The following is a 20,587-nucleotide window of genomic DNA, read 5'->3' as shown; positions in this document are numbered from 1 at the left end:
CATAACGTCTCGGCTAAGCGTAGTGCGGTAGTAAGGAAACTTTTCGTTTCCGTCTGCGCACGAAGCTAAAGCTTTTGGTTTAGTTTTATTTTTTCTTGTTCAAAGCTAAATCCATAAGATTTAGCGACTATATAAATATACACAGACCTTGTGGTTTTGCCTTAAAGTCCGCATTACGTTTAGGTTTTGTTGTAATCAGTAGCGACACTTTTGAGTAAGCACGAATCTTTGCGTTCTGGTTTTTATTCCATCCGAGTGAAGTCCATCTGCGCAACGGTTACGTCAGAGTAAGGTCCATCTAGAGTATTTATTTTTATTCCAATTCTCTATCTAGAAAATTAAATTTCAATTCATCTGGTACACCAAGATTTTTTCTACCTTCTTTAAAGTCCGATTCAGTGGTGTATTTATATACTCTCTCTTTACTATTCCACGTGTTTTTTTTACTATCGCTAATATCGATAATATAATAGTTTGTTTTTTTCTTATATGGGAACAAACTGTCTGGTGGATTCCAGCCGTTACTTATGTGGTACCAATGTCCATTTTTTCTAAAAATACTATCGCCACTCCAAATGTACACGGTGTCTGCGGGATTACTCAAACGATAATATCCAGTACTATCTCTATTAAAAAGTCGAGCCGAAATTTCTTCTTGCTTATTTGGATGTTGTTTTGCAATAATTATATTGTCATTAAAACCTACGGCAAAAACCGTTTCAGGTATTAGAACAGCACCTCCATATTTAGTACTATCCGGATTTTTAAAAAGAGCTCTATATCTGGGCTCTGACCACCAACCTAAATTGAAATCCTTAGTCAAGTGTTTGGTTTGTGTTTCTTCGTCCCATAAACAACTTGACAAAAGAAACACGGTAAAAATGCCGACTACTATTTTCTTCATTTAGATGTTTGTCTTTTTTTTTGAGCTATTGATTACAACGTTCAGGCTATGATTAGTACGGGAATTTAAATTACTGAATTTCCGATTAAGCACTTAGCCAAAACTTTTTATTTTGTTTTATCTTTTTCTCTGTAAAGCCAAATCAAAAGATTTGGTGGACTTTATAAATATGCCCAAAATTTGGGTTAAGCACCAAAACCCGTATTAATTATAGCCCTTGTTAGCTGTTGTTTTTTATTTTTCAAATGCAAATAAAATTCCTTTTGTTATAAAACTTGGATAAACAGTAAGGTGGTCTTCATCTGGGATTATTGATGATTTTATTTTTAAATCTGAGTAGTTCCTTGATAGTAACCTTTGTTCAAAAGTCAACATTTCAGACACCATATCTGAATTGTTATTTTTCTCTTTTCCTCCAATGCTAAAAAAAACATTTGCTCTCAAGTTAGTATTGGCTTTTGAATACTTTTCTTCAAAGTTATTTATACAGTAATTATCATACCAAAATGAAGGGCTTCCGATTAAGTAATACTCAAATAAGTTAGGGGTTGTTACCAAAATATAACTTGCAAGTAACCCGCCAAAAGAATGTCCAGAAAACACTTTTTTCGACATATTTGTCCTGTACGTATTTTCTAAAAATGAGAATACATCTTTCTTGATAAATGCAATAAAATCATCTGCTTTTCCTGAAGCTAATCTAGATTCTTTAGAATGACCTCTCTCTTCATTAGGGGAATTTGTTGGCATATAATCTCTAGTCCTACTAACTCCAGGCGAATCTCCTTTGGAATAGGATATTCCAACTATTATGAATTCTTCTGTTTTAACCCGTCTGCTTATACTAGTAACTAATGGAAAAGCGTAATCTGAATCTGTAAGTACCAATATTGGATATTTTTTATCTGAACTTGATACATACGATTTAGGTAGCTTAACGTATAATTCATAATGTTTTTGATTTATTGTTGATTGAATTTGATGAACTTCTGTACCTTTTATTTCAAATGATGTTAATTTCTTTATTTCGTTATCAGAAATCACTTCATTATTACTATTTATTTTATCACCTATTGCCTTATTTTTTTGGTTTCCGTTACTACAAGACATTGCTATTATAACAATGATGAGTATTGATGAAAATTTATTCATTATTTATGATTAGTTTATTTTAGTAATTACAGCTAACGCAGCGCTATGTGTAGTCCGGGTTATTTTATGGAAATATAATGAAAACCTTTTTCGGTTTTCGATTGTATTGGGAATAAAATGACCCGGTCCAGATTACATATAGTGACTTGATATGTTGGGTTGTTTTCTTCCGTTAAGCGTCGTATTTTATAAATAACCTCTTATCCTACGGATTTATGTAATCTGTCATAGCGCTGCGATGATGTTGCATTTCCCTTTGTGCGGGAATCGAGGTACGAGATGTAGCACATAGGGTCGACGTAGGAGAATGCAACATCATCGTCTAGGCTATGGCAAGTAGGGCAGGCAAGGAAACTTTTCGTTTCGGTTTGGTCTACGAGCCAGAGCTTTTTGTTTTGTAATTATCTTTCTTCTTTTAATTGCCAAATCCAAAAGATTTGGCGGACTTAGTAAATAAACCCAAGCCATTAAATTTAACACTTTATGCCCTATTTGCTATAGGTATTGTTGGCAAATCGTTTTTATTTTTCCTTTACGATTTCTCTTTTATTCAGCCACTTTATTTTTACTTCCGGAAATAATTCTTTTAAATTTTCCGTAATCTCTTTTTCCAATGTGCTTTCATCTTTGACATAAGTCGCACTATAAAAAGAACGACTAGTGGTCTTTTTTGGGTCGACAAACGGTTTTAGAACTTCAAGAGATTGATGTATAATCCATGGGTAAGGTCTTAAATGTCTATGCATATGATGATTTAGCCAAATATTAACCCATTCTATTTCAGTCCAATCTGTGTCACTAGAGTACCTAACCGTTTTAAGATTTTTCGAAATTTTTATCAAAGTAGACAATCCGATATTTCCCCTTTTACTTGTTGCATAATCTATACCCAAAAGTCCACGTACCCTGCTTTCTAGTGACAGCCTTATTGCATACAGAGTTAATAAATCTGTAGAGTAATTATTTTTATTTTGTTCTCTAATTTGGTGAGTGTAAAATAATCGACTTGCACTGTCAAATTGTATAGCCGAAGGTTGTGTATTTGTACTTAATATAATAAATGAAGTGTCTTCTTTTGAGTCCAAGAATTGAACATAGTCTGCTATATCAGCGACAACTATTCTTAATTGAGATTTCGTAATATTATTCCGAATACATGATAAATATTCCGCAGCATTTTGAACATGACACCTTGCCAATAGTTTATTTTCTTTATCTGTCCATGATACTTTAAATGCATTTTGTCTTTTGCATTTTGAAGTCAAAGATTTACCTCCAACTTCTTTTAAATAGTTAATTATAGAATCGATACTTTCATTAGTAAATTCGGTGTAAGCAGATTTTAAGAAATAAGTTTTTTCCAATTTTACTGATGATTTTTTAAATGTTTGCCAACGGTTTGTGTATGAAAAGTAGCGTGTAAAAAGACACTAACTTTTCGGATTAACACATAGCCGAATTTTTATGTTTTGTTTTAAATTTTATATTCTAAAAGCCAAATTTAAAAATTTGGCGGTCTTTGTAAATAAGCATAAATCTTTCGGTTTAGCACTTTTTAGCTATGTTTTATACACCGTGTTAGCGTTTGTTGTTTCCGTCCGATGATGCCAATTTCTGGCTTATTTTTTAAATTCATTAGAGTTCTAACTCCATAAGTAGTCTAGCTCAAAAGTCCGATTTCCAGTCCTCGCTAGCCAGAACTATTGAAGTCTCGACTTGCCTTTCAGGGATTGACCAATAAATCTTCAGTAACTTATTTTTTTCATCATCTGATAACTGTCGGAACCCGTGTTTTTTATAAAAGCTTATCGCCCACGAAGCATCTCGCCAAGTTCCAATTAAAATGGGTGTTTCCGCCATATCAGTTAATTGTGCTAATAGTTTTCCTCCAATACCTTTCTGCCTAGCAGCAGTTCTAACATAAGCATGTCTGATTAACGTTGCATCGTTTTTGAATTGAATTCCCATTACGCCTAGAATTTTGTTATTTTCTTCGTAGTTCCAAAATTCAACTCCTTCGTTTATTTGAGTAGTCAATTCTTCTATTGGCATGTATGGTTCTTTCCATCTATCGGCTGGTATAATTCCCTTATAGGCAATTGAGGCATCATTAATTATCTCATAAATAGAGTTTAAATCTTTTTTTACATCACTTTTGGTAATCATGTTCTATACTTTATACTTAATATTCAAAATGCTTTTTGTACAATAAACGCTAACGGTTTGTGTATGAAAAGTAGCGTGTAAAAAGACACTAACTTTTCGGATTAACACATAGCCGAATTTTTATAATTTGTTTTTAATTTTTCTATTCTAAAAGCCAAATTTAAAAATTTGGCGGTCTTTGTAAATAAGCACAAGCCTTTCGATTTAGCACGTATTAGCTATGTTTTATACACGTTGTTAGCAAAAGTTTATGTTAAAATTTTGAATAAGATTTTTTCTTATCCATAAATAGCAACCATAGCTAATGATATATAAATAATTGACATGACTATTGGTAAAGCAAAGAGTACCGTCCTCATATTAACATAATTATTTCCAGATTTTAATTTTTCATGCCATTCATGAGAAAAAGGCTTTAAAGGCAAATAAGTTTCCATTTCTTCCAGTGTTTCATGTTTTGCAGTTGTTAGCTTATAATGAGATTTTGAAATCAGTAGCCAAATAGCACAAATAAATATTCCAGACACCATGAGCATTATAATTCCAAATATTCCAATTTCAACTTCTTTTTTTATAATAATTAAAAAGCCAGAGAGAAATATAAATTGGATTGAAATAAAAAATTTAATGGTATTCATAAACCTGTTATGATGTTCATCTAGTATCTCTGCGTATAGTTTGTATTGTTCCATGATTGAAGAATGATATGACTCACTACTATAATCACTTTTCAGATTAGATTCTAGTTTATTTCTATTATCAATATCATCATTTTTTGGCATAGTTTATTTAATTTTTGCTAACGTCTAGGCTATGAGTAGTTGCGTGGTTTAGCACTTAACTTTGCAAGTACACACCAATCTGAAAATCCGCTAGGATTTTCAGAAGTAGGCGAGAACAAGCAATTACTTATAGCCATCCTAAGTTTGTCTTTGAATAATTTATATTAGTTATAACCAAAGAACAAAAGAGCAGAGTAAGGTTACTATAGCCGTAGGAACTTCCGATTCCGTCAACAATGAAAATCCCTGCTCTTTTACCAATACAATACGTTCAGTTCGTTAGGTCTTTTGAACCTGTTTTTAGGATGCTGTATGTATTTGGTATTGTTCTTTATAAACTCAAGATATGGATAAAATTACAATTTTTGTAGGGATCGACATCTCTAAGGATACCATAGATGTCTATGATTCCGATGCGGGTCATTTTCAATTTGAAAATAACCCAAAGGGTTTTTCCTTGTTAAGGAAAAGACTTTCTGCGGACCATTGGTGTGCCATGGAAGCTACGGGCTGTTACCATCAGCGATTGGCCATTTACCTGTACGAACATGGAATACGTTTAAGTGTTCTGAACCCGTTGGTTGTCAAGCGTTTTATACAGATGAAGTTGAACCACGTTAAGACGGATAAGAGCGATGCCAGGATGATATTCAGATATGCGTCGGAACAACCCTTGTCTTTATGGGTTCCTGAGGCCGGGTATGTCGTAGAATGTAAAAGATATCAAAGTGCGATCAGACTATACTTCAAACAGCGAACGGCTCTTAAGAACATGTTACATTCGTTATTGGCAGGTGGTCAAGCAAGGGATAAACTTGTAAGATCTATAAAGAGACAGATAAAAAACTTGGACAAGGAAATAGGTCTGCTCGAAATTGAAATGGAACAGTTGATAAAATCGAACGAACAAGGCTTGTATTCAAGGTTGAACACCATACCGGGAATAGGAAGGAAGACGGCAATGATCTTGATAGTTTCTACCAATGGCTTTCGTGACTTCGAGAGTGCATCCCAGGTAACTTCCTTTTTTGGACTTGCTCCCAATGAAAGGAGTTCGGGCAGCAGCGTGAAAGGCAGAACCAGAATCAGTAAGATTGGAGATCCATTGCTACGAAATCATCTTTTTCTATGCAGTTTTACGGCAAGTGTACATAACCCACAATGTAAGGCATTATTTGACCGAATAGTTGGAAAGGGTAAAAGCAAAAAACTTGCGCTAATAGCTGTGTGTAATAAACTTATAAAACAGGCCTACGGAATATCAAAATCAGGTTTGGATTATGATAGGAATTTTGTGGGTAGATTGAGCTAAATTTTATTTGTTTTTTAGCTCAGTTCTTTGTTACCAGCTGGCTTATAATTTAGTTTCATATTCTTCTAATTTTTTCCATATGTCTATAAATTCCTTTATTCCTTCTTTTTCAAGGTCGGTATTGACAATCAAAAGTTTTCCGATTTTAGTTTCAGTGTTGAAAAACATATGGGTTGCGACTCCTGGGTCTCCACCAGTATGACCTATTTGTCCTTGCGCTGAAATACCCATAAAAACACCCATATTATATTCGTCATTATAAGCACTTTCATTTCTTTCATTATAATTTTTATCAGTCAGTTGTGGTCTAAATAGTTCCTCATAACTTTGCTTATTTAAGATGCTACCATTACCATTATTACCTGCAATTAGTTCGGTTAAGTATTTCCCTAAATCAGTAGGAGAAGTAATTAAACCACCATCAGGATAATTAACCAATTGATAAAAAGCTAATTCGGTTTCTTTGTCTTTGTATAATTTAGAATGTTTTGAAAAATCTACTTCAGTAAATGACCAACCAGAATTGGACATTCCTAAAGGTGTAAGAATATGCTCGTTGGTAAATTCGTTAAATGATTGATTGGTTGCCTTTTCTATTACCAAGGCGGCTAATCCTGCGGCAACATTTGAATACTCAAATATTGCTCCCGGCTTTGACTTTAAAAAATTATTTTTCTTATGCCATTTTCCATCTTCACTTAAAATATTCTTTAAAAATTCATCTAGGACCATTTTTTCATTAGGTAAACGAAAATTGCTATTTACTTTAGCTTCCTTATTCTCTGCTTCTTTTAAAATATATCCATTCTTCTCATATCTAGAAGGGTCTTTAATACTAGATGTGTGAGTTGCCAATTGTCGTATTGTAATTTGTTCATTAGGGAAATGTGGATTACTTACTTCGAATGGCAAGTGTTTGTTAATAGGGTCGTCTAAGTTAAGTTTTCCAAGCTCTTGAGCTTTAAGTAATGCAATGCCAATAAAAGTTTTGGAAATAGAAGCAATGTTTTGAACTGTATTATTAGTGTATTTCTTGTTTGTTTTAATGTTAGAATATCCAAACCCTTTTTCATATAGAATGCCATCTTGATTTACAATAGCCACAGAGAATCCATTAATATATTCTCTTGCGTATATTTTTTCAAGTTCTTCAGTCAATTTTATTGAGGTAGAATCATTAGTCTGACAATAAATTGTATTAACAAAAATATTTAAGATTAACGTTATAATTATTTTTATCATTTCTATATACGGATTGTCTTGCTTGCTGGTAACGGTTTAGCTATGCTTAGTAAGGGAAAAATAAGCGATAACATTCCGCCACGCAATAAGCAAAAACTTTTTGTTTTGAATTAAATTTTAACAATGCAAAATTCTAAAGATTTTGCGACAATATAAATATACAATTACTATGAATAAATTACTGAAACCCTTATTAAGTATAGGTTTTGTTACCAAATGTTTTATTTACCGTTCTGCTGATTCAATCGTGCGTTTTCTTGTTCCAAAATCTGCACTTGGTTTTGAAGGTCGAGTAAATTCAATGACATACGTGATACTGATTCAGATTGTTTTGATTGCGTGTCAACTATTTTGGTTAGGCTACTCTGTATGGAGTTCGATTCAGAATTAGTCCACACAGCGTAACCAATTTGAAAAATCATTATTAATATGGTAGCTAAAATTAAATTCCTAGAAGTTTTAAACTGTCTTTCTGCAATATTGCTTTGGTCAGTCAGAAAACTTAAAACTTCATTTACGGCACTTACTTGTTGGTCGTTTAATTCTTTTAACGCTTCCAATTTTCCGTCCATTACATTGAATTTAGGTTCAACACCTTTGAAACTTGGAATATTTGGTATTCCACTTATATTTTTGAAATCCATTTTTTTAATATTTGCTAACGCAGCGCTATGTGTAGTCCGGGTTATTTTATGGAAATATAATGAAAACCTTTTTCGGTTTTCGATTGTATTGGGAATAAAATGACCCGGTCCAGATTACATATAGTGACTTGATATGTTGGGTTGTTTTCTTCCGTTAAGCGTCGTATTTTATAAATAACCTCTTATCCTACGGATTTATGTAATCTGTCATAGCGCTGCGATGATGTTGCATTTCCCTTTGTGCGGGAATCGAGGTACGAGATGTAGCACATAGGGTCGACGTAGGAGAATGCAACATCATCGGTTCATGTATGAGTAGTAGCGGATTTCTATTCACCAACCTTTCTGCTTTGCACTAACCTTTGTTTTGTATTTTGTCGTTCGTTTTATCACTTAGACCGCTATTACTTATACATATTGTTAGTTGCTGTTTATATTTTCAAGGATTTCTTTTTTTAACTTAATAAAATCCACCCAATAGGTCTTTGATACCCAATAAGTGCTCCCATCTTCCCTTACTTTTTCTTCACCTCTGGAGAAAAATAGATATTTCCCATCAGGTGAGACAGTGGCAGTACCTTCACTTATCTTAGTGTTTATTTTGGGGCCTAAACTATAAGATTCCGTCCAAGAACCATTCTGATTAAAACTGATGAATAAATCGCCATTATTAGGTTCTGTAGCCTTTTCAGAATCGTAAATAAGATAGCTTTCGTCAGGAGCAATGTAGGGATGAGCAATCGATTTGCCGTTTGTATTGATTACATCGCCCATTCTTTCAATAGAAGCATACTGACCATTCTGATTGATGGCATAATAAATGCCCTCATCTTCAGCTCCAGGTCCCTTGCCCGAAGCAAAAAAATATAAATTACCTTTTTCCGAAGGTACCGCACCCATGATATAGTTATCTATAAACGGTTGCCCCATCAAAATAGGCTCACTCCAAAAACCATTTTCATTTTTTTCAATATACCATTGATGCAATCTTCTGCGAGTATTTGATGTCATAAGAGAATCGGTGACTGGTCTTGTGCTTCCAAAGTAAAGGCGGTTGCCTTTTGGGGTAAATCGGGAATGAAAATCCAGATTCTTTTTATTGGTTGAAAAGGATGCTGGTTTCGGTTTGGTCCATTTGCCATCAGTCAATTTCATGGTATAAAGATTATGACTCTCATCTGGTTTTCTACGGTTGAAAAACAGTTCGGTCATATCAGGACTAAATGTTATCGAACCGGAAACGTGATTGTCAATTGAAATAATGTCTGGCGCAAAAACCAATGGAATATCTGTTGGAATTTGACTGCTAAGTAAAGCCAGATTTGATTTTTTACTATTCTGACAAGCGACAATGAAAAGAAGTAGGAAACTCGAAATAGTTAAGGTTTTTATGAACCTAATGTTTTTAAAATAGTATGGTGTTGTTTTCATGTTTGGTAAAATTGCAACTAACGCCTGAGCTAAGCGTAGTGCGGAGGCAAGGAAACTTTTCGTTTCCGTCTGCGCACGAAGCTAAAGCTTATTGTTTAGATTTATTTTTCTTGTCCAAAGCTAAATCCATAAGATTTAGCGACTTTATAAATATACACAGACCTTTCGGTTTAGCCCTACAGTCCGCATTACGTTTAGGTATTGTTACCTGCCGTATTTTTTCCGTACTGTTTTGAATCGTTTTTCTGATGTAATTAAAAGAATAACACCATTAATAGCCCTTGAGCCATAAATACTTAAGGACTGTTCTTTTGTCAAATATTTGATTGCTGAAGTTTCAACAAGTAAAAGCTTTTTTAAAATATCTCTATTTTCTATCGGGTAGCCATTCACAACAATTAGTGGCTCTGGATTTTTATCGATAAAATCTCTGACTATAATTTTTACATTTGGATTTGAGTCAGCGATGGTAATTCCAGAATTTCCATTGTGGTCAATCTCTGGTTTGGATTTAAGAACTTTAAAAATAAGCGAGTCCACATATTTATATAGTTTTTCGTCCTTAAGCTCGTCGAAGCGCATTAAGTCCAACTGTTTAATATCGTAGGGGTATTTTTCGATTCTTTTTTCTTTATAAGAGATAACTCGAAACTTGTCAATCGATTCTTTATCCCTAAAAATTTCTAATGTTTTTCCAAAATCTGTTTTCTTTAATTTAAGTTTTTCTCTGGCATTATATTCTTTAACTCGGCCAGGTTCAGTACAATTATTTACTTCACTTATTTTAAAACTGCTCTTAGCCAAAGTCCATTTAATTTGGTGACAGCTTTTTTCATTCTGATAGAAATGATTTATGTTTTGATGATGTTGCATTTCCCTTTGTGCGGGCGACATCAGCGAAAGCTGTGGGCGAGTAGTAGCGTTGGCAAAACGAGATGTAGCACATAGGGTCGACGAAGGAGAATGCAACATCATCGGCTAGGCTAAGCGTAGTGCGGAGGCAAGGAAACTTTTCGTTTCCGTCTGCGCACCAAGCTAAAGCTTTTGGTTTAGTTTTATTTTTTCTTGTATTAAGCTAAATCCCAAAGATTTAGCGACATTATAAATATACACAGACCTTTCGATTTTGCCCTGAAGTCCGCATTACGTTTAGCCATTGTTAGCATACGTACTTTTTTCACGCCACTATTTCTTTCCATTTGTCCGTCTCCGCAAAGTCCTTAACGATTCTATTCCGCTCAGTTAATAAGTCCATCATGTATTTTTTCAAGAATAGCTTGTCCGCTATCTTACCGAAGATACCTAGCGGAGATTTATACTCAAAATAGTCCGTCATTAAAGTCCCGCCATTAGATTCCGTAAAGTGGTGTTCGTGTCTGAAGCTTTTAAATGCACCTTTTACCATTTCATCCACAAACATATTTGGACGCTCAAATTCCGTAATCCTTGAAGTGAGCTTTTGGTAAATTCCGAAGTGTTTTGCTCTCCACGTGACAGATTCGTCCATTCCAATCAATCCGCTCGTTTTTCCGGCGATTGCAGTTTCGTTTGTGTGTTCAGTTGAGATTTTATGCAAGTCAATACTCCGTGATAAGTCGAATACGATTTCTCTACTAGCTTTAATTTCAGTTCGTAATTCGATTCTTGGCATTTGTTTTTCAGTATGTATGCTAACGGTCTCGGCTATGGCAAGTAGGGCAGGCAAGGAAACTTTTCGTTTCCGTCTGGTCTGCTAGCCAGAGCTTTTTGTTTTGTAATTATTTTATTTTTTTAATTGCCAAATCCAAAAGATTTGGCGGACTCAGTAAACAAGCCCAAGCCTTTAAATATAGTACTTTTCACCCTATTTGTTATAGCCATTGTTCTACGCAGTTTTTCTTTTTTTAACTAGCTCAGTTAATTTGTCCAGTTTAGAATCTTCAATTTTTTTCCAGTCGGAAGGACCATATTCCAATGTTGTCCATTTTTTTAGTCCACGATAGATTGGCATTATCAAGTCCTCAAATCCACCATTTTCGCGAAATATTTCAGTCCTATTTTGTCCATGTCTATCGGTCTCGTCAATTGTGAAACAGTAAGTTTTTTCCGTTTGTATAAACTTGAAAAAATAACAAATCGGTTGTTCTGTCCAGCACATTTCCGACTCCACTCCGCTCGCTATTAGAATAAGTGCTTCACAAAGTTTATCCGTCGGATTTTCAGGTATTTTTGAAGAAGTGAATTCGAGTATGAAGTCCCTCGATTTAAAGTATACAGGCACCCAACCTGAAATAGGTTGTCCCAAATTAAATTCGATTTTCTCTTCTTTTTTCAAATTGCGTAGAACGGTTTGTATAAGATTAGTTGCGTGGTTTAAGCACCGAATTTAGCAGATACAAACCGAATAGAAAATCCGTAAGGATTTTCGTAAGTAGGCTTGCACTAACAATTAATTTTATACGGTGTTGTACAACGTTTTTTATCATTTTAGAAAATCAATAAATAAACAAAATAGCCAAAAACACTTGATGTAGAGATGATTGCAAGTGAAGAAAATAAGGTTGGTCTTGTTTCTTTGTTTTCAGCGAATTTTATAAATTCATCTAGTCCAAGCTCATCAACAGAAGCTTCTTTTCGGCTTTTTTCCATCATTAGGTATTCCAAAAATATGAGGAAAATAAGATTAATTAATGGAATCATAATTATCTTTATGTTTATGTCATCATAGATTCTGGAAATCGCAAAATATCCACCTATTAGAATATTATTAAAAGTGAATAATTTGTCATTTATTCTATTGAAGTGACTCAAAATATTTTTGACAGCATCTTCCTTTATTTTGTCGATTTTCTTTTCAAATTCTTCTACTTCCATAATTTTAAGTAAGATTTAGTTATCCAATCCAAATTCGTAGTTGTTCACTCGGAATTTCTTTTTCGAATATTCTTGTTATTAATAAATTCGAAGGTCTTACTTTTAAATCCTTTTGGTTTTTGAATTCAATAAAATAAACTCCTCGTTTTGGTATGTCAAGTGACATTATCTTTTTAGCCCTTTCTCCAAATTCATAAGATTGAATTCTCCAATTCGTGACTTTCGGTGTAATTACTTTCCCGTTTTCTTTATTCTTTAATTCAATTGAAAACTCACCTACAGAAACACTCCAACCTCCAAGAACTTTTATACTGTAAATTCCGACTGGTAATTCAATTGCGTTGTTAGTATCATAAATGCCAATTGGGAATCTCATTTCTGCATACCTCAAATCATTTTTTATTATTTCGATTTCTTTCGGGACTTCACTTCTACGAAGAAAACCTAAAATCTTTTTGTCAGGTGTTAGTTGGTCATAACTACTTTTGATATATGGTCTTGCTCCATCAGACGGTTCAAATTCAGTTTGCAAATAATCGATTTCTTCTTTATCTAATTCACGTACTGTTCCGTCATTCTCAACATAAACAAATTCAAATTTTTCTTTTTCTGACTTCAATTTTCGGTGGTGAGTTAAATGTTGTACAACGTTCAGGCTATGATTAGTACGGGAATTTAAATTACTGAATTTCCGATTAAGCACTTAGCCAAAACTTTTTATTTTGTTTTATCTTTTTCTCTGTAAAGCCAAATCAAAAGATTTGGCGGACTTTATAAATATGCCCAAAATTTGGGTTAAGCACCAAAACCCGTATTAATTATAGCCCTTGTTAGCTGTTGTTTTTTATTTTTCAAATGCAAATAAAATTCCTTTTGTTATAAAACTTGGATAAACAGTAAGGTGGTCTTCATCTGGGATTATTGATGATTTTATTTTTAAATCTGAGTAGTTCCTTGATAGTAACCTTTGTTCAAAAGTCAACATTTCAGACACCATATCTGAATTGTTATTTTTCTCTTTTTCTCCGATGCTTAAAAAAACATTTGCTCTCAAGTTAGTATTGGCTTTTGAATACTTTTCTTCAAAGTTATTTATACAGTAATTATCATACCAAAATGAAGGGCTTCCGATTAAGTAATACTCAAATAAGTTAGGGGTTGTTACCAAAATATAACTTGCAAGTAACCCGCCAAAAGAATGTCCAGAAAACACTTTTTTCGACATATTTGTCCTGTACGTATTTTCTAAAAATGAGAATACATCTTTCTTGATAAATGCAATAAAATCATCTGCTTTTCCTGAAGCTAATCTAGATTCTTTAGAATGACCTCTCTCTTCATTAGGGGAATTTGTTGGCATATAATCTCTAGTCCTACTAACTCCAGGCGAATCTCCTTTGGAATAGGATATTCCAACTATTATGAATTCTTCTGTTTTAACCCGTCTGCTTATACTAGTAACTAATGGAAAAGCGTAATCTGAATCTGTAAGTACCAATATTGGATATTTTTTATCTGAACTTGATACATACGATTTAGGTAGCTTAACGTATAATTCATAATGTTTTTGATTTATTGTTGATTGAATTTGATGAACTTCTGTACCTTTTATTTCAAATGATGTTAATTTCTTTGTTTCGTTATCAGAAATCACTTCATTATTACTATTTATTTTATCACCTATTGCCTTATTTTTTTGGTTTCCGTTACTACAAGACATTGCTATTATAACAATGATGAGTATTGATGAAAATTTATTCATTATTTATGATTAGTTTATTTTAGTAATTACAGCTAACGCAGCGCTATGTGTAGTCCGGGTTATTTTATGGAAATATAATGAAAACCTTTTTCGGTTTTCGATTGTATTGGGAATAAAATGACCCGGTCCAGATTACATATAGTGACTTGATATGTTGGGTTGTTTTCTTCCGTTAAGCGTCGTATTTTATAAATAACCTCTTATCCTACGGATTTATGTAATCTGTCATAGCGCTGCGATGATGTTGCATTTCCCTTTGTGCGGGAATCGAGGTACGAGATGTAGCACATAGGGTCGACGTAGGAGAATGCAACATCATCGTTTATGTATAAGATTAGTGGCGTTGTTAAGCTACTAATTTAGTAAACAAAAACTTGCCAGCGGAAAATTCCGCAGGAATTTTCCAAGTAGGCTAAAACCAGCCATTAATTTTATACTTTGTTCTACGCAGTTTTTAATTCCGTGTTATAAATTTCAATTCCGATTTCTCAATTTTTTTTAATAATTCAGAGTATTTAATTCCAACTAATTCAGTTTCGCTTTTTGGTCGATAAACTTCAGATTTAGTTTCAACTCCGTTTTTATAAATCCAAAAATATAAATCGGTCGAGTCTTTCTCTTTTGTTCTAATATTCGTTCTTTTCCACGTTTTTTCAATAATTCCAAATTCAGATGTTGATTTGTTTATTATTAAATCTCCAGTTTTTGATTCAAAGTGTATGTTTTGAAAATCGCCATATTGGTCTTCAATTTCCATTAAATACATTCCGTAACCTAAAAAACCGACGATAAAAATAAGTCCGATTGTTAAAGTCAGAAATATGATTTTTATTTTACTTTTCATTTGGTTTGGTTTTAAAAATTCCGAACCATTTTAGATTTAGAAAAATCATTATCACTAATATTATTCCAATAATCACATATTGATTCATTGGTAAGTTTTTGAAAGTCGGTCGCTGAATTTTGTCAGTTAATGCAGGAATGTATAAAAAAACTAAAAATATTGTAAACAATAGAAAAATCCATTTTCCAATAGATTTAATTGTATTCAAAATTTGAAGTTTATTCATTCGTTTGTTGGTTTGGTCAAATTGCGTAGAACGTGTTTGTGTATGATTTCGTTGCGTGTTTCAGCAACTAAATTAGTAAATACAAACCGAATAGAAAATCCGCGAGGATTTTCGTAAGTAGGCGAGTACTAGCAATGAATTATACACGGTGTTGTACCACGTTATTTTTTTGATACTAAATCTTCGGCTTCTTTGCTATAATTCCAAAATTCGACACCTTTTTTTCTTAAATTTTCTCTCTGCTCGTTATTAACTCGAAGCCATATACTTGTGGACTTTATCGTTTTGGATTCCATAACAATTTGATACGCTTGTTCAGTTAATTTTTTTCTTACTGAAGCCTTAAAGTTTTCGGGGAAAAACAATAAAAATTCTTCAAGATTTGGAATTTGGGAAATTGAAGAAATATCGTTAAGCCTGCTGTTGTTATCAACTTGGATTCTTTTTAATGATTTTAGTCCACTTAAATCTGGTAAAATGGGCATTTCGGACATACCCTCAAAGCAAAGTTTCTCAAGATTCACAAGATTTCTCAAAAATTGGTAGTCAGGAATTTGTCTTACTCGGCTTATTTCTAATTCTTTTAAACCATTTAGTTTTGAAACTGCATTTAGGTCTTTGTAACTACCATAAAGCAAGTTTAATTCTTGAAGTTTTGTCAATTCTGTCAAAAAGTTAAGGTTATCCATTTTCACGCCACGAAACGTCAAAGTTTGTAGATTCGACAAATGTTTAACGTTCTCCAATCCTTTTTTCATTCCGTCAACATACAATGATTCTAAATCCGTAAACTCTTTTATGAATGATAAATCGACAGCTTTGGATTTAGTTTCCTCTATTCCAAAGTGTTTAAGTTTTGTATTCGTTTTCAGTATGGAATAGTCTTTTATATTGTAAGTGGCGATTGTAAATTTTCTAATATTCGGAATAAGTTTATAAAAGGATAAATCTTGACATTCATACCAAAGAACTCTTAATCCAATATCTGGATACTTGCTGAAGAATTCATTAAGTGTTTCCCACGTTTGCCTTTTCGGATTTGGAAATTGGAATAGTTGTAAAGAGTGAATATTCTTTTCCGCTATGATTTTTGGGATATCAGATTTTTTAATGTCAGAATGGATATTTATGTTTCCACTATAATTTCCCCATTTCTTTTTTCTGTTAAATATTCCCATTAATTATCTCGGTTCTTTAATGTGGTACAACGGTCTCGGCTATGAGTAGTTGCGTGGTTTAGCGATTAACTTTGCAAGTACACACCAAGTTGGAAATTCCGAAGGAATTTCCAAAGTAGGCGAGAACAAGCAATTACTTATAGCCATTGTTGTACACTGTTTTTTTATTCTTTTGATATTATTATAACTTGTTCATCAATCTTGTCTTCATAAATATATTTAGCTTGATGGTTCCAAGATTCATTTTCAAGTTTTAAATCAACACCTTTGATTTCTCCATTCCTAAAAAAAAGTGATTGTCCGTTTATGACAACTTTCTTCCCGTTATTCGTTTCAAGAACGGTTGGGTAAAATCCCATTCGTCTTTCTTCCGCATTTTTTGCTTTCTCTCTTATTTCTTTAGATAAACCAAATTCACTTTTTTCTATCGACTCTACCTTGTCAATAAATATCACTTTTTTAAAATGGTCAAAATAATAGCCGATTGGTGGATTTTTAGAAATTCGAATTGTCGCAAAATCATAGGTCTCTCCATTTTTAAGTTGAACTTTCGCTGGTGCTATTTTATTCATATTCCAATCATCTGTTAACCCAATCGAGTTTAATTCAGCTTTTAGGTTATCACTCAATTCTAGATTAAGAGAGTTGAATTCTTTTAATGTTTTTATTTGTCCACTTGCAAACTTTTGAAACATTTCTCCTTCTTTGTAAAAGTCAGATTTACAAACAGAACACTTGTAGGTTTGAATGTTGCCTATTTTTTCCTCTAATTCAATCCGTGAATCAAATTTGGATTCTAAATAGTCAGTTCCGAATCCAACTGTATTTTTTTCGTGACAGACTGGACATCCAATTTTCTTCTTTTTTCTAAATAGTTTAAACATTCTGTCAAATAGTGTACAACGCAGCGCTATGTGTAGTCCGGGTTATTTTATGGAAATATAATGAAAACCTTTTTCGGTTTTCGATTGTATTGGGAATAAAATGACCCGGTCCAGATTACATATAGTGACTTGATATGTTGGGTTGTTTTCTTCCGTTAAGCGTCGTATTTTATAAATAACCTCTTATCCTACGGATTTATGTAATCTGTCATAGCGCTGCGATGATGTTGCATTTCCCTTTGTGCGGGAATCGAGGTACGAGATGTAGCACATAGGGTCGACGTAGGAGAATGCAACATCATCGTCTAGGCTATGATTAGTGTGGGGCGGTGATTTACAATTCCCATTGCGCCACAGCTCGTAGCCAAATCTTTTTGTTTTGTTTTAATTTTTCTTGTCTAAACCAAAATCCCAAAGATTTTGCGACCTCATAAATATACACAGACCTTGGCGTAAAAACCCAAACCCCACATTAATTATAGCCATCCTAAGTTTGTCTTTGAATAATTTATATTAGTTATAACCAAAGAACAAAAGAGCAGAGTAAGGTTACTATAGCCGTAGGAACTTCCGATTCCGTCAACAATGAAAATCCCTGCTCTTTTACCAATACAATACGTTCAGTTCGTTAGGTCTTTTGAACCTGTTTTTAGGATGCTGTATGTATTTGGTATTGTTCTTTATAAACTCAAGATATGGATAAAATTACAATTTTTGTAGGGATCGACATCTCTAAGGATACCATAGATGTCTATGATTCCGATGCGGGTCATTTTCAATTTGAAAATAACCCAAAGGGTTTTTCCTTGTTAAGGAAAAGACTTTCTGCGGACCATTGGTGTGCCATGGAAGCTACGGGCTGTTACCATCAGCGATTGGCCATTTACCTGTACGAACATGGAATACGTTTAAGTGTTCTGAACCCGTTGGTTGTCAAGCGTTTTATACAGATGAAGTTGAACCACGTTAAGACGGATAAGAGCGATGCCAGGATGATATTCAGATATGCGTCGGAACAACCCTTGTCTTTATGGGTTCCTGAGGCCGGGTATGTCGTAGAATGTAAAAGATATCAAAGTGCGATCAGACTATACTTCAAACAGCGAACGGCTCTTAAGAACATGTTACATTCGTTATTGGCAGGTGGTCAAGCAAGGGATAAACTTGTAAGATCTATAAAGAGACAGATAAAAAACTTGGACAAGGAAATAGGTCTGCTCGAAATTGAAATGGAACAGTTGATAAAATCGAACGAACAAGGCTTGTATTCAAGGTTGAACACCATACCGGGAATAGGAAGGAAGACGGCAATGATCTTGATAGTTTCTACCAATGGCTTTCGTGACTTCGAGAGTGCATCCCAGGTAACTTCCTTTTTTGGACTTGCTCCCAATGAAAGGAGTTCGGGCAGCAGCGTGAAAGGCAGAACCAGAATCAGTAAGATTGGAGATCCATTGCTACGAAATCATCTTTTTCTATGCAGTTTTACGGCAAGTGTACATAACCCACAATGTAAGGCATTATTTGACCGAATAGTTGGAAAGGGTAAAAGCAAAAAACTTGCGCTAATAGCTGTGTGTAATAAACTTATAAAACAGGCCTACGGAATATCAAAATCAGGTTTGGATTATGATAGGAATTTTGTGGGTAGATTGAGCTAAATTTTATTTGTTTTTTAGCTCAGTTCTTTGTTGGCAAATCGTTTTTTATTTTCAGACTACTTTCATTCCAATTAATAGAGCTACAACAACTATTATTAAAAGTCCGAACGAAAATAGTTTGTCGGATTCTTTTACGTGTGGATTTTTAGCTCCAAATCCATCATTAATTTCGTCTGAATATCTCATGAAAAGTATAAAATCTCTATTATGTATATTTTCACTTATTCGTTTAAAAAGGCGGTCAAAAATCCAGTAAATTATTGGGACACAAAATCCGAAATACATAATTCGGTCATTTCTAAATTCAATTTTAGAATCTAACAATCCGAAAATTCCAATAGCTAAAAGTCCGGCACAAGTCAACCATATTATTCTCGAATTCATCCAGGTCTTTTTCCTTGTGTAAAGAATAAAGATGCTAACTCCGAGCGCAATTCCAATTCCGATTATACTATTATCCAATTCTGTTGATTTCCCTTTAAGTTAACTTGCTTTCAAAATGTTTGCCAACGGTGAGTATAACCGTCAGTTACGGGTTTATATGCGTTAATTTTCGGTTTGGCACAGACCTTAGCAATTCCGAGTGGATTCGGACGTAGTCGAATCCGCCGTAATTGCGGTTATACATTGTTGTAACACGTTTTTATTTCGTTTAGTACTATTTCCGCTTTCTTACTCAATTCAGTTGCTCCATTTAACCTTAAAACTTTACAATCCAGCATTTCCATCCAATTGTTATGAATTTTTAAAGAACGACCTTTAAAATTTGGATTTTCATATTGGTTTGCCCATTCCAAAAATTCATTTGAGTTTTTTCGGATTTTTTTGTCGTTCAGAAGTTTTTCTCCATAACGTTGATTTTCACGTTTTTTCAATCGTTCCATTCTTTCAGTATTTTCCAATCGTATGAAAATAGCCAAATCAAATGCTGTTTCCCATTCTTTTCCCCAACTTACCATTGAACCGCTTACAACAACATTCTCAAATTTTTTAAAGTCAATTTTGAGATTTTCATTTCGTTTATTTAAAGGTATTTTTATTTGGTAAGGTGGATTGGTTTTTTTCCAGTAATAATCATCAACGTCCAAGTGCTTAAAATCAGTTCTTTTTTTAATTTCATTTGCTAAAGTCGTGGTTCCAGAACCAGAAGCGCCAAATATTAAAATCTTCATTGTTAATTACTGTTTTCTCGGGTTGGTTAAAATGTGTTACAACGCAGCGCTATGTGTAGTCCGGGTTATTTTATGGAAATATAATGAAAACCTTTTTCGGTTTTCGATTGTATTGGGAATAAAATGACCCGGTCCAGATTACATATAGTGACTTGATATGTTGGGTTGTTTTCTTCCGTTAAGCGTCGTATTTTATAAATAACCTCTTATCCTACGGATTTATGTAATCTGTCATAGCGCTGCGATGATGTTGCATTTCCCTTTGTGCGGGAATCGAGGTACGAGATGTAGCACATAGGGTCGACGTAGGAGAATGCAACATCATCGTCTCGGCTAAGCGTAGTGCGGTAGTAAGGAAACTTTTCGTTTCCGTC

Annotated in this window: 21 protein-coding genes; 2 read left to right on the top strand and 19 right to left on the bottom strand. The window is 33.7% G+C overall.

The annotated features are described in order from the left end of the window. Nucleotides 1–313 precede the first annotated feature (313 nt). The 5 genes from JM81_RS09130 to JM81_RS09110 form a co-directional block, all read right to left on the bottom strand. Complete coding sequence (locus JM81_RS09130) at nt 314–904, bottom strand: hypothetical protein (protein WP_144802488.1); 591 nt, start codon at nt 902–904, stop codon at nt 314–316. A gap of 234 nt (nt 905–1,138) precedes the next feature. Next, a complete protein-coding gene (locus tag JM81_RS09125; RefSeq protein ID WP_144802541.1) occupies nt 1,139–2,056 on the bottom strand; it encodes an alpha/beta hydrolase in 918 nt (305 codons plus the stop codon). 521 nt (nt 2,057–2,577) lie between these two features. Further along, nucleotides 2,578–3,420 carry a hypothetical protein gene (locus tag JM81_RS09120; RefSeq protein ID WP_144802538.1) on the bottom strand — a complete coding sequence of 281 codons (843 nt, stop codon included), beginning with the start codon at nt 3,418–3,420 and terminating at the stop codon, nt 2,578–2,580. Nucleotides 3,421–3,721: 301 nt separating this feature from the next. Beyond that, on the bottom strand, nt 3,722–4,222 hold the full coding sequence (locus JM81_RS09115; protein WP_144802536.1) for a GNAT family N-acetyltransferase: 501 nt from the start codon (nt 4,220–4,222) through the stop codon (nt 3,722–3,724). A gap of 278 nt (nt 4,223–4,500) precedes the next feature. Continuing rightward, nucleotides 4,501–5,004: a hypothetical protein gene (locus tag JM81_RS09110; RefSeq protein WP_144802533.1), complete on the bottom strand. Its 504-nt coding sequence runs from the start codon at nt 5,002–5,004 to the stop codon at nt 4,501–4,503. 346 nt (nt 5,005–5,350) lie between these two features. Here JM81_RS09110 and JM81_RS09105 point away from each other — a divergent pair, with 346 nt between their 5' ends. Next, nucleotides 5,351–6,316, top strand: a complete 966-nt coding sequence (locus JM81_RS09105; protein WP_144802497.1) for an IS110 family transposase — start codon at nt 5,351–5,353, stop codon at nt 6,314–6,316. A gap of 42 nt (nt 6,317–6,358) precedes the next feature. On the opposite strand, the gene JM81_RS09100 is transcribed toward JM81_RS09105, so the two are convergent. The 12 genes from JM81_RS09100 to JM81_RS09045 form a co-directional block, all read right to left on the bottom strand. Further along, nucleotides 6,359–7,558 carry a serine hydrolase domain-containing protein gene (locus JM81_RS09100; RefSeq protein WP_144802531.1) on the bottom strand — a complete coding sequence of 400 codons (1,200 nt, stop codon included), beginning with the start codon at nt 7,556–7,558 and terminating at the stop codon, nt 6,359–6,361. A 221-nt stretch (nt 7,559–7,779) separates the two neighbouring features. Continuing rightward, nucleotides 7,780–8,202: a hypothetical protein gene (locus JM81_RS09095; RefSeq protein WP_144802527.1), complete on the bottom strand. Its 423-nt coding sequence runs from the start codon at nt 8,200–8,202 to the stop codon at nt 7,780–7,782. Nucleotides 8,203–8,622: 420 nt separating this feature from the next. Further along, the gene (locus JM81_RS09090; RefSeq protein ID WP_144802524.1) at nt 8,623–9,633 is read right to left on the bottom strand and encodes a PD40 domain-containing protein; all 1,011 of its coding nucleotides are present in this window, start codon (nt 9,631–9,633) and stop codon (nt 8,623–8,625) included. A gap of 204 nt (nt 9,634–9,837) precedes the next feature. Continuing rightward, entirely contained in the window at nt 9,838–10,527 is a 690-nt protein-coding gene (locus tag JM81_RS09085) for a hypothetical protein (RefSeq protein WP_144802521.1), read from the bottom strand. Between the two features lie 283 nt (nt 10,528–10,810). Beyond that, the gene (locus tag JM81_RS09080; RefSeq protein WP_144802519.1) at nt 10,811–11,284 is read right to left on the bottom strand and encodes an SRPBCC family protein; all 474 of its coding nucleotides are present in this window, start codon (nt 11,282–11,284) and stop codon (nt 10,811–10,813) included. Between the two features lie 213 nt (nt 11,285–11,497). Then, nucleotides 11,498–11,947, bottom strand: a complete 450-nt coding sequence (locus tag JM81_RS09075; RefSeq protein WP_144802517.1) for a hypothetical protein — start codon at nt 11,945–11,947, stop codon at nt 11,498–11,500. A 152-nt stretch (nt 11,948–12,099) separates the two neighbouring features. Continuing rightward, nucleotides 12,100–12,486, bottom strand: coding sequence for a hypothetical protein (locus JM81_RS09070; RefSeq protein ID WP_144802514.1), 387 nt, complete (start codon nt 12,484–12,486; stop codon nt 12,100–12,102). 19 nt (nt 12,487–12,505) lie between these two features. Then, nucleotides 12,506–13,105: a hypothetical protein gene (locus JM81_RS09065; RefSeq protein ID WP_144802511.1), complete on the bottom strand. Its 600-nt coding sequence runs from the start codon at nt 13,103–13,105 to the stop codon at nt 12,506–12,508. Between the two features lie 225 nt (nt 13,106–13,330). After that, entirely contained in the window at nt 13,331–14,248 is a 918-nt protein-coding gene (locus JM81_RS09060; protein WP_144802508.1) for an alpha/beta hydrolase, read from the bottom strand. 454 nt (nt 14,249–14,702) lie between these two features. Continuing rightward, nucleotides 14,703–15,092 carry a hypothetical protein gene (locus JM81_RS09055; protein WP_144802505.1) on the bottom strand — a complete coding sequence of 130 codons (390 nt, stop codon included), beginning with the start codon at nt 15,090–15,092 and terminating at the stop codon, nt 14,703–14,705. A gap of 387 nt (nt 15,093–15,479) precedes the next feature. Continuing rightward, nucleotides 15,480–16,496, bottom strand: a complete 1,017-nt coding sequence (locus tag JM81_RS09050; protein ID WP_144802502.1) for a leucine-rich repeat domain-containing protein — start codon at nt 16,494–16,496, stop codon at nt 15,480–15,482. A 164-nt stretch (nt 16,497–16,660) separates the two neighbouring features. Continuing rightward, on the bottom strand, nt 16,661–17,380 hold the full coding sequence (locus JM81_RS09045) for a hypothetical protein (protein ID WP_144802499.1): 720 nt from the start codon (nt 17,378–17,380) through the stop codon (nt 16,661–16,663). Nucleotides 17,381–18,075: 695 nt separating this feature from the next. On the opposite strand from JM81_RS09045, the gene JM81_RS09040 reads away from it, so the two are divergent. Then, complete coding sequence (locus JM81_RS09040; protein ID WP_144802497.1) at nt 18,076–19,041, top strand: IS110 family transposase; 966 nt, start codon at nt 18,076–18,078, stop codon at nt 19,039–19,041. A 51-nt stretch (nt 19,042–19,092) separates the two neighbouring features. On the opposite strand, the gene JM81_RS09035 is transcribed toward JM81_RS09040, so the two are convergent. Both JM81_RS09035 and JM81_RS09030 read right to left on the bottom strand, forming a co-directional pair. After that, on the bottom strand, nt 19,093–19,503 hold the full coding sequence (locus JM81_RS09035) for a hypothetical protein (protein ID WP_144802494.1): 411 nt from the start codon (nt 19,501–19,503) through the stop codon (nt 19,093–19,095). A gap of 158 nt (nt 19,504–19,661) precedes the next feature. After that, nucleotides 19,662–20,213, bottom strand: coding sequence for an AAA family ATPase (locus JM81_RS09030; protein ID WP_144802491.1), 552 nt, complete (start codon nt 20,211–20,213; stop codon nt 19,662–19,664). Nucleotides 20,214–20,587: the final 374 nt, after the last annotated feature.

Origin of the sequence: Maribacter sp. MAR_2009_72 (genome assembly GCF_007827235.1) — a bacterium.
Lineage (GTDB): Bacteria > Bacteroidota > Bacteroidia > Flavobacteriales > Flavobacteriaceae > Maribacter > Maribacter sedimenticola.
Note: the sequence above shows the minus strand (reverse complement) of the source record. Positions and strands in the feature narration are given on the sequence as shown.

What these genes read in the sequence shown, in the direction of transcription:
- JM81_RS09085 (WP_144802521.1), bottom strand. Translation starts at nt 10,527, where the DNA reads ATGTCGCCCGCACAAAGGGAAATGCAACATCATCAAAACATAAATCAT.
- JM81_RS09040 (WP_144802497.1), top strand. Translation starts at nt 18,076, where the DNA reads ATGGATAAAATTACAATTTTTGTAGGGATCGACATCTCTAAGGATACC.
- JM81_RS09125 (WP_144802541.1), bottom strand. Translation starts at nt 2,056, where the DNA reads ATGAATAAATTTTCATCAATACTCATCATTGTTATAATAGCAATGTCT.
- JM81_RS09110 (WP_144802533.1), bottom strand. Translation starts at nt 5,004, where the DNA reads ATGCCAAAAAATGATGATATTGATAATAGAAATAAACTAGAATCTAAT.
- JM81_RS09115 (WP_144802536.1), bottom strand. Translation starts at nt 4,222, where the DNA reads ATGATTACCAAAAGTGATGTAAAAAAAGATTTAAACTCTATTTATGAG.
- JM81_RS09080 (WP_144802519.1), bottom strand. Translation starts at nt 11,284, where the DNA reads ATGCCAAGAATCGAATTACGAACTGAAATTAAAGCTAGTAGAGAAATC.
- JM81_RS09045 (WP_144802499.1), bottom strand. Translation starts at nt 17,380, where the DNA reads ATGTTTAAACTATTTAGAAAAAAGAAGAAAATTGGATGTCCAGTCTGT.
- JM81_RS09130 (WP_144802488.1), bottom strand. Translation starts at nt 904, where the DNA reads ATGAAGAAAATAGTAGTCGGCATTTTTACCGTGTTTCTTTTGTCAAGT.
- JM81_RS09070 (WP_144802514.1), bottom strand. Translation starts at nt 12,486, where the DNA reads ATGGAAGTAGAAGAATTTGAAAAGAAAATCGACAAAATAAAGGAAGAT.
- JM81_RS09055 (WP_144802505.1), bottom strand. Translation starts at nt 15,092, where the DNA reads ATGAAAAGTAAAATAAAAATCATATTTCTGACTTTAACAATCGGACTT.
- JM81_RS09105 (WP_144802497.1), top strand. Translation starts at nt 5,351, where the DNA reads ATGGATAAAATTACAATTTTTGTAGGGATCGACATCTCTAAGGATACC.
- JM81_RS09095 (WP_144802527.1), bottom strand. Translation starts at nt 8,202, where the DNA reads ATGGATTTCAAAAATATAAGTGGAATACCAAATATTCCAAGTTTCAAA.
- JM81_RS09090 (WP_144802524.1), bottom strand. Translation starts at nt 9,633, where the DNA reads ATGAAAACAACACCATACTATTTTAAAAACATTAGGTTCATAAAAACC.
- JM81_RS09100 (WP_144802531.1), bottom strand. Translation starts at nt 7,558, where the DNA reads ATGATAAAAATAATTATAACGTTAATCTTAAATATTTTTGTTAATACA.
- JM81_RS09060 (WP_144802508.1), bottom strand. Translation starts at nt 14,248, where the DNA reads ATGAATAAATTTTCATCAATACTCATCATTGTTATAATAGCAATGTCT.
- JM81_RS09050 (WP_144802502.1), bottom strand. Translation starts at nt 16,496, where the DNA reads ATGGGAATATTTAACAGAAAAAAGAAATGGGGAAATTATAGTGGAAAC.
- JM81_RS09030 (WP_144802491.1), bottom strand. Translation starts at nt 20,213, where the DNA reads ATGAAGATTTTAATATTTGGCGCTTCTGGTTCTGGAACCACGACTTTA.